This is a genomic window from Flavobacterium sp. LK-23 (genome assembly GCF_058135255.1).
Map to the genome: position 1 here is coordinate 448,011 of NZ_JBYUVT010000001.1, position 13,612 is coordinate 461,622.

Annotated in this window: 12 protein-coding genes; 6 read left to right on the forward strand and 6 right to left on the reverse strand. The window is 34.0% G+C overall.

Features of this window, described 5'->3' with window-relative positions; translation table 11 throughout:
- Positions 1-45: 45 nt before the first annotated feature.
- The 3 genes from leuD to leuB all read left to right on the forward strand — a co-directional run bounded on the left by leuD (position 46) and on the right by leuB (position 3,525).
- Positions 46-642, forward strand: coding sequence for a 3-isopropylmalate dehydratase small subunit (gene leuD / locus AC3Y25_RS01855; RefSeq protein ID WP_489901553.1), 597 nt, complete (start codon positions 46-48; stop codon positions 640-642).
- A gap of 199 nt (positions 643-841) precedes the next feature.
- The gene (locus AC3Y25_RS01860) at positions 842-2,362 is read left to right on the forward strand and encodes an alpha-isopropylmalate synthase regulatory domain-containing protein (protein ID WP_095929713.1); all 1,521 of its coding nucleotides are present in this window, start codon (positions 842-844) and stop codon (positions 2,360-2,362) included.
- A 107-nt stretch (positions 2,363-2,469) separates the two neighbouring features.
- Positions 2,470-3,525, forward strand: a complete 1,056-nt coding sequence (gene leuB / locus AC3Y25_RS01865; RefSeq protein ID WP_489901554.1) for a 3-isopropylmalate dehydrogenase — start codon at positions 2,470-2,472, stop codon at positions 3,523-3,525.
- Between the two features lie 113 nt (positions 3,526-3,638).
- Here leuB and rbp read toward each other — a convergent pair whose 3' ends face one another.
- A complete protein-coding gene (rbp, locus tag AC3Y25_RS01870) occupies positions 3,639-3,983 on the reverse strand; it encodes an RNA-binding regulator (protein WP_250834416.1) in 345 nt (114 codons plus the stop codon).
- 113 nt (positions 3,984-4,096) lie between these two features.
- The gene (locus AC3Y25_RS01875) at positions 4,097-4,588 is read right to left on the reverse strand and encodes a DUF6252 domain-containing protein (protein WP_489901555.1); all 492 of its coding nucleotides are present in this window, start codon (positions 4,586-4,588) and stop codon (positions 4,097-4,099) included.
- Between the two features lie 190 nt (positions 4,589-4,778).
- On the opposite strand from AC3Y25_RS01875, the gene AC3Y25_RS01880 reads away from it, so the two are divergent.
- From AC3Y25_RS01880 to AC3Y25_RS01890, 3 genes are all read left to right on the forward strand, one after another.
- Complete coding sequence (locus AC3Y25_RS01880; protein ID WP_489901556.1) at positions 4,779-5,333, forward strand: 30S ribosomal protein S16; 555 nt, start codon at positions 4,779-4,781, stop codon at positions 5,331-5,333.
- 15 nt (positions 5,334-5,348) lie between these two features.
- Positions 5,349-5,873: a ribosome maturation factor RimM gene (rimM, locus tag AC3Y25_RS01885; protein WP_095929708.1), complete on the forward strand. Its 525-nt coding sequence runs from the start codon at positions 5,349-5,351 to the stop codon at positions 5,871-5,873.
- A 78-nt stretch (positions 5,874-5,951) separates the two neighbouring features.
- Positions 5,952-6,659 carry a tRNA1(Val) (adenine(37)-N6)-methyltransferase gene (locus tag AC3Y25_RS01890; protein ID WP_489901557.1) on the forward strand — a complete coding sequence of 236 codons (708 nt, stop codon included), beginning with the start codon at positions 5,952-5,954 and terminating at the stop codon, positions 6,657-6,659.
- Positions 6,660-6,708: 49 nt separating this feature from the next.
- Here AC3Y25_RS01890 and AC3Y25_RS01895 read toward each other — a convergent pair whose 3' ends face one another.
- From AC3Y25_RS01895 to AC3Y25_RS01910, 4 genes are all read right to left on the reverse strand, one after another.
- Entirely contained in the window at positions 6,709-8,343 is a 1,635-nt protein-coding gene (locus AC3Y25_RS01895) for a S41 family peptidase (RefSeq protein WP_489901558.1), read from the reverse strand.
- Between the two features lie 83 nt (positions 8,344-8,426).
- Complete coding sequence (locus AC3Y25_RS01900) at positions 8,427-10,079, reverse strand: S41 family peptidase (RefSeq protein WP_489901559.1); 1,653 nt, start codon at positions 10,077-10,079, stop codon at positions 8,427-8,429.
- Positions 10,080-10,127: 48 nt separating this feature from the next.
- Positions 10,128-11,417, reverse strand: coding sequence for an HlyD family secretion protein (locus AC3Y25_RS01905; RefSeq protein WP_489901560.1), 1,290 nt, complete (start codon positions 11,415-11,417; stop codon positions 10,128-10,130).
- Positions 11,418-11,419: 2 nt separating this feature from the next.
- Positions 11,420-13,612 (reverse strand): peptidase domain-containing ABC transporter, encoded by a 2,193-nt coding sequence (locus AC3Y25_RS01910; RefSeq protein WP_489901561.1) that lies wholly within the window; start codon positions 13,610-13,612, stop codon positions 11,420-11,422.

Sequence of the window (13,612 nt, forward strand, 5' to 3'; positions counted from 1 at the left end):
AAAGAAAATCTAAAATCTAAAATCTAAAATCTAAAATTCCAAAAAATGGCATACGATAAATTTAATATACTTACCAGCAGTGCAGTGCCACTGCCAATTGAGAACGTTGATACAGATCAAATCATTCCAGCTCGTTTCTTAAAAGCTACAAAACGTGAAGGTTTTGGAGACAACCTTTTTAGAGACTGGAGATATAACGGAGACGACACTCCAAAAGCAGATTTCGTTTTAAACAACCCAACTTACAGCGGAAAAATTTTGGTTGGAGGAAAAAACTTCGGTTCAGGATCTTCTAGAGAGCACGCTGCTTGGGCAGTTTACGATTACGGATTCCGCGCTGTAGTTTCTAGTTTCTTTGCAGATATCTTCAAAGGAAACTGTTTGAATATTGGTGTTTTGCCAGTACAAATCAGCCCTGAGTTTTTGGAAAACATTTTCAAAGCTATCGAGGCCGATCCTAAAACAGAATTAGAAATCAATCTTCCAGACCAAACTATTACTTTATTATCAACTGGTCAGCAAGAATCTTTTGCTATCAACGGATACAAAAAGAATAACATGATTAATGGTTTTGACGACATTGATTATTTACAAGATATGAAGGAAGATATTAAAGCTTTTGCTGATAAACTTCCTTACTAAATAGAAATCTCATTCAGGATATTAGACCCGACAGGTTTCAAAAACCAGTCGGGTCTTTCTAGAATAATAGGACGCTGATTTTATTTTATTCAATATAAAAAATCTGTTTTATCAGGATCTTCGCAAAGCGAATCCGTAAAATCAGCGTCAAAATTAAAACAGGAATATTAAAAATATCCCACCCGTTAGAAACATCAATATGGAAAAAAGAAAAATTGAAATAATGGATACGACGCTTCGTGATGGTGAACAAACCTCAGGAGTATCTTTTTCTGCTGCAGAAAAACTAACCATTGCGCAATTGTTGTTGGAGGAATTAAATATTGATAGAATCGAAATTGCTTCTGCACGTGTAAGCGAAGGAGAATTTCAGGCCGTAAAAGGCATTACTTCTTGGGCTGAAGAAAGAGGCTATATTGAAAGAATTGAAGTGCTAACGTTTGTTGACGGAGGCGTTTCAATCGACTGGATGAAAAAAGCTGGAGCCAAAGTGCAAAATTTGTTGACCAAAGGTTCAATGAATCACTTAACGCATCAATTGAAAAAAACACCCGAACAGCATTTTTCTGAAATTGCTCAGATTATATCTTTAGCTAAAGAAAATAATATAGAAACTAATGTTTATCTGGAAGACTGGAGCAACGGAATGCGAAATTCTCCAGATTATGTTTTTCAATTCCTAGATTTCTTAGCAACTCAGCCAATTAAAAGAGTTTTACTTCCTGATACTTTAGGCGTTTTAATTCCATCTCTAACTTTTGAGTTTATTTCAAAAATTAGAGCGAAATATCCAAACATTCACTTTGATTTCCATGCACATAACGACTACGATTTAAGCGTTGCTAATGTTATGGAAGCGATAAAAGCTGGAATCAACGGACTTCATGTAACGGTAAACGGAATGGGAGAACGTGCTGGAAACGCACCTCTTGAAAGTACTGTTGCCGTAATTAACGATTATTTGCCACAAGTAAACATCAATGTAAAAGAAACTTCTCTGTATTCTGTAAGCAAGTTGGTAGAAACTTTTACAGGCTACAGAATTCCTGCCAACAAACCTATTGTTGGTGATAATGTTTTTACGCAAACAGCTGGAATCCATGCTGACGGTGACAACAAAAACAACTTGTATTTTAATGATCTTCTTCCGGAACGTTTTGGAAGAAAAAGAAAATATGCTCTAGGAAAAACTTCTGGAAAAGCTAATATTGAAAAAAATCTTCAGGAATTAGGTTTAAAACTAAACAACGAAGATTTAAAATTGGTTACCCAAAGAATTATTGAACTAGGCGACAAAAAAGAAACCGTAACTAAGGAAGATCTTCCATACATTATTTCGGATGTTTTGGACAGTCATACTTACGAAGAAAAAATAACTATAAATTCTTATATGCTGGTTCATTCTAAAGGAATGCGCCCATCTACGACTTTATCTTTAAATTTAAACGGAGAAATAATCGAAGAAAATGCACAAGGAGACGGTCAGTTTGATGCTTTTATGAATGCTTTATCCAAGATTTACAAAAGCAAAAAATTAACGCTTCCAAAATTAATTGATTATGCGGTAAGAATCCCTCCAGGAAGTAGTTCTGATGCATTGTGCGAAACCATTATTACATGGGTCAACAATGGAAAAGAATTCAAAACCCGCGGATTAGACTCAGATCAAACCGTTGCAGCGATTATTGCAACACAGAAAATGCTTAACATTATAACTTAATATAGTTGCAAAGTTTCAAAGTAACAAAGTGACAAAGATTTAGTCTGCTTTTAAAAACTTTGAAACTTTGTCACTTTGTCACTTTGAACCTTAATAACACATATAGAATGAAATTAAACATAGCCCTTTTAGCCGGCGACGGAATCGGACCAGAAGTAATAAATGAAGCAGTAAAAGTATCTGATGCTATTGCAAAAAAATTCGGACATGAAATCACTTGGAAACCAGCTTTAACCGGTGCTGCTGCAATTGATGCAGTGGGAGAACCTTATCCAGATGCAACACACGAAGTTTGTAAAAATGCTGATGCGGTTCTTTTTGGAGCAATCGGCCACCCAAAATACGATAACGATCCTTCTGCACCAGTACGTCCAGAGCAAGGTTTATTAAAAATGCGTAAAGCATTAGGTTTGTTCGCAAACGTAAGACCAACTTTTACTTTCCCATCTTTATTAGATAAATCTCCATTAAAAAGAGAAAGAATCGAAGGAACTGACTTAGTTTTCTTAAGAGAATTGACAGGTGGAATTTACTTTGGTGAAAAAGGAAGAAAAGACAACGGAGATACAGCTTACGACAACTGTGTTTACACAAGAGCCGAAGTACAGCGTTTAGCTAAAAAAGGTTTTGAATTAGCCATGACTCGTTCTAAAAAATTATGCTGCGTTGACAAAGCAAACGTTTTGGAAACTTCACGCTTGTGGAGAGAAACAGTTCAAGCAATGGAAAAAGACTATCCAGAAGTTGAAGTAAGCTACGAATTTGTTGACGCTGTTGCTATGCGTTTGGTTCAATGGCCAAATTCTTATGACGTATTGATTACGGAGAACTTATTTGGAGATATCTTAACAGATGAAGCTTCTGTAATTTCAGGTTCAATGGGATTAATGCCTTCTGCCTCTATGGGAGCTGAAGTATCTTTATTCGAACCTATTCACGGTTCATACCCACAAGCAACAGGATTAAACATTGCCAACCCAATGGCTACTATTTTATCTGCTGCCATGATGTTCGAAAACTTCGGATTGATAGAAGAAGGAAAAGCGATGAGAGATGCTGTAAACAAGGCTTTAGAAGCTGGAGTAGTTACCGAAGATTTGGCTAATGGCGGAAAAGCATACGGCACCAAAGAAGTTGGTGACTGGTTAGCTGCGAATGTATAACTTAGTTAATTTTTGTTTCAGGTTTCAAGTTTCAGGTTGTTGAAACTTGAAACCTGAAACAAAAAAAAGGGATCAACTTTCGTTGATCCCTTTTATATTTTAGAAAAAAAACATTAATATTCTCTTCTGTTTCCGCGATCTCCGCCACGGTTGTTTCCGTAACCACCACGATCGTTTCCTCCGCGGTTGTTATTAAAACTTCTTCTTTCGCCTTCTGGTTTAGGTTCAGATTTATTAACAACGATTGTACGACCTGAAACTACAGCACCGTTCAATTCATCGATTGCTTTTTGAGCCTCTGCATCATTTGGCATTTCAACAAAACCAAATCCTTTACTTCTTCCAGTAAATTTATCAGTAATAATTTTAACAGAGTCAACTGTTCCATAAGCCTCAAAAGACTCTCTTAAATCTGCTTCCTCAATACTGAATGGAAGGCTTCCAACAAAAATATTCATAGATATTTATTTATAATAATAAGCAAATGTAGTCTTATTATTCTGTAATCTACTATATATTAGTTTATTTAAGTTTTTATTTTGATTTTGCAAAATAAATTCAGACGAATAACTTAATCAACGGGAACAAAATTCCCTTCTGGCGCAACCGGAATTTTATAAAAAACACCTTCAGAAAAGTGCATTTCCTGCTTCTCAGCACTAGGATCAGTATTAATTACAGTAAATTTAAACGTCCCCGAAATAGTTTTTTCTTCCGTATTATATTCCGTCACGACAATTTGCCCGTTTCCTTTGGCAACTCCCGTACTAAATTCTGCTTCTTGTCCTTTATAAGTGTTTTTATAAGTCGCTTTTGTAACATCATCTACACCTAAAACATAGGTCTTTACAGTTGGCGCAGGAAGTTTAAAACTTATTTGTTCATTCCCTAGAGAACCATGTATAACAAAAGTTCCGTTCGATTCTGTTCCTGCTTCATAAGCTTGAGCCCTCCAAAAATTATTGTCTTTTAAAGTCTGAAAAGCTGGATTATTAAATCTTACATCTTCTGTACAAGAGATAAGTAAAAGTAAAAATGATAAAAAGTAAAAGTATTTTTTCATGTTTAAAATGAATTTGATGCAAAAGTATTGCATTAAGAACTAAATACTTAAATTAAAAAGTCAAAAAAATGCTAAAAAAACAACTCAAGTATATTTAATCTTCTTTAAAACGTGTTTTTCATAAAAAAATTATATCTTTGCGCCCTTAATTAACAGAGGTCGAGTACCTCAAAATTTAATCAATAAGATTATGTCAGTAAAAATTAGATTACAAAGACACGGTAAAAAAGGAAAACCTTTTTACTGGGTAGTAGCTGCAGATGCACGCTCAAAAAGAGATGGTAAATACTTAGAGAAAATCGGTACTTACAATCCAAACACTAACCCAGCAACTGTTGAGTTAAACCTTGACAGCGCAGTAAAATGGTTACACAATGGTGCTCAACCAACTGATACTGCAAGAGCTATCCTTTCTTACAAAGGTGCTTTATTGAAACACCACCTTGATGGAGGAGTTCGTAAAGGTGCTTTAACACAAGAGCAAGCAGATGCTAAATTAACTGCTTGGCTAGAATCAAAAGCTGGTAAAGTTGATGCTAAAAAAGATGGTTTATCTAAAGCAAAAGCTGATGCTAAAGCAAAATCTTTAAAAGCTGAGCAAGAAGTTAACGCTAAACGTGTTGCTGATGCTGCTGCTGCACAAGCTGAAGCTGCTGCACAAGCTACTGAGGCTACTGAAGAAGTTGCTGAAGCTACTGAAGAAGCTCCTGCTGCTGAAGAGAATAACGAAACAACTGAAGCATAATTTTACTTAGCGATAATGCGTAAAGAAGACTGTTTTTATTTAGGTAAAATCGCTAAAAAATTTAGTTTCAAAGGTGAAGTCTTGGTCTATTTAGATACAGATGAGCCTGAGTTATACGAAAATCTGGAATCAGTGTTTGTTGAACACAACAAACACTTGGTTCCTTTTTTTATTGAAACAAGTTCATTACACAAAAACGACTTTCTAAGAGTTCGTTTTGAAGATGTAAATACCGAAGAAGATGCAGATGCTTTATTAGGAAATGCAATCTACCTTCCTTTAACTATGTTGCCAAAACTTACCGGTAACAAATTTTATTTCCACGAAGTTATTGGCTTTGAAATCGAAGACCAGCGTTTAGGTGTTTTCGGAAAAATAACTTCTATCAACGATTCAACTGCACAGCCTCTTTTTGAAGTTTTAAATGGTGAAGTTGAAATCTTAGTTCCAATGATTGATAATTTCCTTGTAAAAATTGATCGTGAGAACAAAAAAGTAATCATGGATCTTCCTGAAGGTCTTGTGGAGATGTACCTTTAAAGTTAGTGTTCAGTCTCAGTTTTTAGTATTCAGTTTTCTAACTGCATCATAAACTTTTAAATTCAATTATATACTGCAATGTTTTCATTCAAGCAATTTTCTGTTAAACAAGACAAAACCGCTATGAAAGTAGGCACTGATGGTGTTTTACTTGGAGCTTGGACTCCTATTCATCATAATCCGTTTAGTGTTTTAGATGTTGGCGCTGGAACGGGGATAATTGCATTGATGCTGGCGCAAAGAACAAATGCAGAACAAATTGATGCGCTTGAAATTGATGAAGACGCTTACGAACAAGCGGTAGAAAATTTTGAAAGCTCTCCTTGGGGTGATCGCTTATTCTGCTTTCACGCTGGTTTAGATGAATTTATTGAAGAACCAGAAGACGAATATGATTTAATTGTTTCGAATCCGCCTTTTTATGCTGAAGACTACAAAACAGATAATGAACAACGCGATTTAGCGCGTTTTCAAGATGCAATGCCTTTTGAAGAAATTGTTGAAGCTGCCGATTTATTGCTTTCAGAAAACGGAGTTTTAGCAGTTATTCTTCCTTTCAGAGAAGAAGAAAAATTTGTTGCTCTAGCTAAAGAAGCAGAATTACATCCTTTTAAAATTACTCGAGTAAAAGGAACCTCAAAATCTGAAATTAAGCGTAGTTTATTGGCTTTTAGCCGAAATGAAGCTTCAGAAATTGAAATTGATGAATTAATAATCGAAATTGATCGTCATGTTTATACGCCAGAATATGTTGAATTAACTAAGGATTTTTATTTGAAGATGTAATAAAACATCTTTGTCAAAGTTTAAAACTTTGACAAAGATTTATAATTTATTATTTACCATTTTTAGCAAAAAGAATAGCTCGATCTAGAATTTCATCTTTTCCTTGCTGAATGCCTAAAATACTAGGCTTCACTTCAATATCAGGAACAATCCCTATACGTTGCACTTCTTTTTTGTTTGGATAAAAAACTCCGTAAGTTGTAAAGGAAGTCCAAAGGCCTTTTATAATTTGAAATCTATAGTTTCTTCCATCCGTGCCTGCAGTCTGACTACCAATTATAGTCGTTTTTGGAGCTACCATTAGTGTCATAGCAGTAAATTCTGAATGGCTTATCGATTTTTCGTTCACTAAAAGAATTACGTTTCCTTTAAAATAATCCGGATTAACTTTCCCGCAAGGCGTGTCTTCTTTTCTCCAAATATAACGCCCTGGCCAACTTAAATCAGCATCTATAGATTTTACAAAATTTTTCGGTTCTGGGTTTAGATATTCTGCAATTGCAAAATTAGTTCCTTGAGGATAGTTTCGAATGTCGAAAATAATAGCTTTAGCATTTTTAAACTTCTCCATCATAGTAGAAACGTCATCTGGAGTTAAGACAGCCAAATTAGCGTAACCAATATTATTTTCTATGAATTTATATTTCTCACTATTGTTCTCATAATTAATTTTTAAATCTTTATACTCATAATAATTAATTTCTTTTACTCCTATTTTGCCATCTCTCACAAATTCAATTTCTGAAACATTAGATTTTTGACTAAAAATTGGCCATTCTAAATGATTTAATTGCGCAGGATAATTCGATCCTTCGGCATATTTTAAATTTTCTTTTATGAGAACATCTATTGACCTTCCTTGTATTTTTGTGATAACGTCGCCTATTTTTATATCATTTATAGCAGACAAAGAATCATTTTTAAAACCGGTAACAATAGCTTTATTTCCAATAAATTTAAACTCGAAAGGAACCGAATTCCATCCAAAAATTTCGAATAATTTATTTGCTCCAAACAAAGCATGAGTATCATTTAATTTAGCACTCATTTCTTTGAGCAACAAATAAAAATCTACTTCTGAAACAGGATTAATTGTTCTTGGCAAAAGTTCGGTTAGAGCTAAATCCCAGTTTTGATCCATTTGATATTTGTATGGAAAAAAATATTCAACATAATTCCAGAAGCGAAACAAAGCTAAAAGTCGAAAGCTTTTATCTTTATCATCGAATAAATCGTATTCTACTTCATTTGTAAACTCAACACCACTCTCAACATAATATTGTTTTCCCTTAATTCTATTTTGCTCAATAAATTTTAGTTTTTGACACAGACTCTTAGAGAACAGTACTGTATTTTGTGTCCAAGAAAGATCAAAATTTTTGTCAAAATAATCTATTTCTTCATTTGGAAGTTCTGCTTTATAAGCTTTAACCTTACCCAAAGAATTAATCCATTTTTCTATAACATTTGAAAACTGTATATCTGTTTTTGCCTCTTCTATTTTTGGCAAAACTTTAAAAAGCTGGTCGTCCCAATTAAAATTTCCTTTAGCAACATTTGGATGATAGTATTTTAAAAAGCCCCAAACTTTGCACGTTGCGGCTAATTTTTGAGTTTCCGTTATTGGTTTAGAAAAACAAAGTTGAAACAATAATACGAAAGTAATAAGTAATGTTCTTTTCATTTAAAAATTGCGATTCGGGTTCATTATAAAAAAACATCTTTGTCAAAGTTTAAAACTTTGACAAAGACTCTGTTTAAATTTTTCTATTTACCTTTTTTAGCAAAAAGAACAGCTCTTTCCAAAACCTCATCTCTTCCTTGCTGAATTCCTAAAATAGTAGGCTTCACTTCAATATCTGGAACAATTCCAATACGTTGGGTTTCTTTTTTGTTTGGATAAAAAACTCCATAGCAGGTAAATGAAGAACCAAATCCTTTAATGATTTGGAATCTGTAATTTGCACCATCAGCTCCACCTGTCTGACTTCCGATAACTACACAATTAGGAACCGTTTGTAAACTCATTAAAGTAAATTCAGCATGACTTACAGCTTTTTCATTTGTTATCACAATTACTTTTCCTTTGTAATGATCTGGATTGCTTTTCCCGCACTTCTGAATTTCTTCTCTCCAATAATAACGTCCAGGATAATTTACATCTGGATCAAGAAATCTGGCAAATTCTTTCTCTTCAGGATTAAGCCAATCTACAATTGGATACATAACCTCGTGTGGTCGATTTCTATTGTCAAAAATTATTGCATTTGTATTATTTAAGGCTGAAATTAAGGCCGGAACATCTGCTGGATCAAGTTCATTAAAATCAACATAACCGATATTGCCCTCTAAAATTTTCCATTTTTCTTTATCTGGAAACTGAATTTTTAAATCTTCATACTCATATCTATTAATAGACTTTATTGAAGTTTTTCCGTCTCGAATATACTCGATTTCAAATGAAGGTGTTTTGCCATTAAAAATTGCCCAATATGCATTCCTTAAAACAGATGGCTCGTTAGATCCTTCTACATATTTTCGGTTTTCATTCAAAATTTCTGCAATAGTCTTCCCTTCTACTTTTGTAATTACGTCGCCAATCTTAATGTCACTAACTTTTGCCAGAGAATCATTTTTCAATGCAACAACAATTGCTTTTTCATCAATGATAGTAACGTCTACAGGAATAAATTTATCGCCAAAATATTCAAACAATTGAGGCATACTAGTTGAGGCGTGAGTATCATTTAGCTTTACAGAGATCTCACGCATTGCCAAATTAAAATCCTTTTCAGATTCTGGCGCATAATATCTTGGCAGCATTTCATTTAAAACTTTATCCCAATTTTCATCCATTTGATATTTATAGGGAAAGAAATATTCGATGTAATTCCAATATCTAAAAAGGGTTAAAAGGCGTAAATTTTTATCAGTCCATTTAAAATCTGCATATTTTACTTCATTTTTAAATTGTAATGGAGGACCATTACTGCCGAATTCATAAGCAACATAATACTGTTTTTCCTGAATTCTATTCTCTTCAATAAATTTCAATTTTTTTGAAAGTGATTTCGAGAACAATTCTTTATTATTGCCCCATGATAAATCGAAATTTTTATCAAAATATTCTTTTTTTACAGCTGGTTTTAAAGTTTCCTGTTTTTTAATTTCTCCCAAAGAATCAATCCAATCTTCAATTACCAGAGAAAATGCTTCAGAAGTCTTCGCTTCTTCTACTTTTGGCAGAATTTGAAATAATTGTTCATCCCAATTTTTACTGCCATCTGCGACATTCGGATGATAATATTTTAGGAAACCCCAAACCTTGCAGGTTGCAGCTAACTTTTGAGTTTCGGTAATTGGTTTTGAAAAAGAAAATTGAAAGAATAGTAAAAATGTGATAAGTACTGTTTTTTTCATTTAAAATTTGTGGTTTTGGTTAATGGTTAGGTATGGGATTGGTTAATTTTAAACTTGTTCAAAAATGCTTTTAAACTGATATAGAATTCGCTCAATTAAACGCAGATCTTCGGTTACAATCTCTGCATTTCCTTTCATTTCCTGTTGGAAAGTAATTTGTTTATTGTACGATGTTTTCAAACCGTTTGGAAGCGCAACATCTATTAGTAGATTTCCTTCTTTATCGGGCACGAGCGAAATATTTTTAATCTCTCCTTTTAGAACCCCAAATTCTCTATCAGGAAAATTTGCCAAACGAATATTGACCCTCTGACCTACTTTTATTTTTCCTGAATTTAAAGCTGGAGCTTTTACTTTTCCTATGAAACTGTTTTTTGCATCTGGAATAATCGAAAACACGTTATCGCCAACATTTATGGTCTGATTTTCATTCCAAACCTGCAAAAAGGTAACCTTTCCGCTAATTGACGATTTTAAGGCATAAGCCAACTCCCAATCTCTTATCACTTTTTTCAATTGATAAAAGGACTGCGAAACACTACGATCTAGATTAACTTCTTCTTTAGTGCTATTTATTTGCAAATTCTGACTTGATTTTGTGTTGTCAATCAAAGAAGACCTCAATTGAGAAATCGAAGACAGCAGGCTTCGATAGTTCTTTTGCGCCTGAAGGAAATTCAATTTTTTAACTTCCATTTCCTGAGCAGAAATAATTCCTTTATTAAACAGCGTTTCAAAACGAGCTACTTCATTTTTCTGAAGTTCCAATTCGCGTTCGTTAATTATTTTTTGCTGTTGTAGGATTTCTAACCTTTCTGTTATTTGAACTTTTTCGGACTGTTGCGCTCTACTTTCGATCTGAAATGGATGCAGATCTTTATTGAGTTCCTGTGCCTGATAATCTTTCTGGAATGCAGCATAAGCACTTTCTACTTCACCGAATTGCGTATTTTTCAATTGCTCAAAAGGAAATTCTTTTTGCGAGTTGTTGATGTCGTATTTATCAACAATATCCTTTAGTCGAAAAATATCCTTGTAATTGGCTGTATTTTCAATAATAGCCAATGTGCTGTTTTTAGGAACCAGCATTTTATTTTTAACCAAAATAGCCTCAATACGTCCAGAAGATTTTGAAACTATTTTCTCTGGCGGAATATTAGTGGTAATTACAATTTCTGTTTTTACAACATCTGGATATTTGACAAACCAGGAAACAAAAAACAGTAAAACAATTATGGCAAATATTAAAACCGTACCCCATCGTATCATCCAATGTGGCACTTTGGTCAGGATATCCTGAACCTCTTCGCTTCTTAATTCAAATGTATCTTTGTTCATGATTAATTTCCTAATTGCAGCTGATTTCTAACCAATTCAAAATAACTACCCTTTTGTTCTACCAATGCCGAATGGCTTCCTATCTCTATGATTTTTCCTTTATCTAAAACCACAATCTGATCAGCATTCATAACAGTACTCAATCGATGCGCGATTACCACAACCGTTTTGTCTTTAAAAAAAATATCAAGTTTTTTCATGATTTCTTTTTCATTATTGGCATCTAAGGCTGAAGTCGCTTCATCAAAAAATAAAATTTCGGGATTTTTATAAACCGCCCTTGCAATAAGCAGACGCTGTTTCTGTCCCGTACTCATTCCTAATCCTTCAGAACCAACCTTGGTATTAAAATTTAGAGGCAGCTCACTGATATACTGTTTAATATTTGCCACATCTGCAGCATAAAGCAATCTTTCTTTATCGATTTTATCCACTCCAATAGCAATGTTATTAGCAATGGTATCGCTAAAAATAAAACCTTCCTGCATTACGGCTCCAATATTAGCTCTCCATGCATGTTGCGATATATTTTTAAGCTGTGCGTTTCCAATAAGCACTTCTCCTTTTTCAGGTTCATAGAACTTGAGCAGGAGCTTCATTAAAGTCGTTTTACCGCTTCCGCTAACACCCACTATTGCAGTTACTTTATTGCTCGGAATTAAAAGGTTTAGATTGTCTAAAACAGGAATATCTGAACCTAAATATCGAAAAGAAAGGTTTTTAATTTCTATGTCGACATCTTGCGGAACTTCACTTGTCTGGTTTACCTCCTGTTGGACTTCATCTTCTTTCTGATGAATTTCGGACAATCTGGCTAACGATATTTTAGCATCCTGAAGCTCCCTAACAAATTCAATAAGCTGCGTAATTGGCCCATTTAAACTCCCAACAATCGAACTGATTGCTAGCATCATACCTAAAGTTATAGAACCATCAATCACTAATTTTGCTGAAAGAAATACGATAAAAATATTCTTTAATTCATTAATAATTGAAGAACCAATAGTTTGAGTCTGCTCCAAAACCAATCCTTTTATCGAAACCCTAAAAAGTCTCGCCTGAACATACTCCCAGCCCCATCGTTTTTGCTTTTCGGCATTATGAAGCTTAATTTCCTGCATTCCGTTTATCAGCTCTATTACTTTACTCTGCTCATTCGAAATTTCCGCAAATCGTTTATAATCCAATGCTTCTCTTCTTTTCAAGAATAGAATTATCCAGCCAAAGTATAACACACTTCCTGCAAAAAACACTAAGAAAATCTGCAGATTATAATAGGCCAAAACAGCTCCCATTATAAACATATTAATTACAGAAAACAGAACATTGAGCGATGATGTGGTCAGAATCTTTTCGATACGGCGATGATCATTTATTCGCTGCATGATATCTCCAGTCATTCGCACATCGAAGAAGGAAATAGGCAGATTCATTAATTTAATAAAGAAATCTGAAATAAGAGAAATGTTGATTCGGGTTGATAAATGTAGTAGAATCCAGCTCCTAATAAGGTCCAAACCTGTTCTTCCAGCAAAAAGAAAAAGTTGGGCAAAAAGAACCAGATAAATAAAATTAAGATTCTGATTTTGGATTCCGACATCAACAATACTTTGAGTCAAGAAAGGGAAGATAAGCTGCAGTAAACTGCTTGCCAATAATCCGATACTTAACTGTATCAAAAATGATTTATAGCGAAGAATATAATGCGATAATAGTCCAAAACCTATTTCTCCACCTTCTTGTTTATCAAATTCAGACTGAAAAAAAACTGGTGTTGGTTCTAGCAACAGCGCAACACCTTCTTTGGTTTGATCGTCGGCATTATTGCCAATCCAGAATTTTAAAAAGTCTTCTTTATTATATTGAATTAATCCAAAAGCTGGATCAGAAATGTAATATGTCCCTTTTTTGATTTTATAAAGTACCACATAATGGTTTTGGTTCCAATGCAGCACACAAGGCAAGGGCACCTCTTCTAATCTCTCCAAGCTTAACTTTACCCCTAAAGTTCTAAAACCTGTTTTTTCGGCAGCATCGCTTAAAAAAAGTAGATTACTTCCTTCACGAGTTGTCTCGCTTGCATCACGCAATTCCTGAATTTTGATTGTTTTTCCGTAATGCTTTGCAATTATTTTTAAACACGTTGGGCCACAATCTTTGTAATCTGCCTGTTTATAATGGGGAAATTTTTTCAA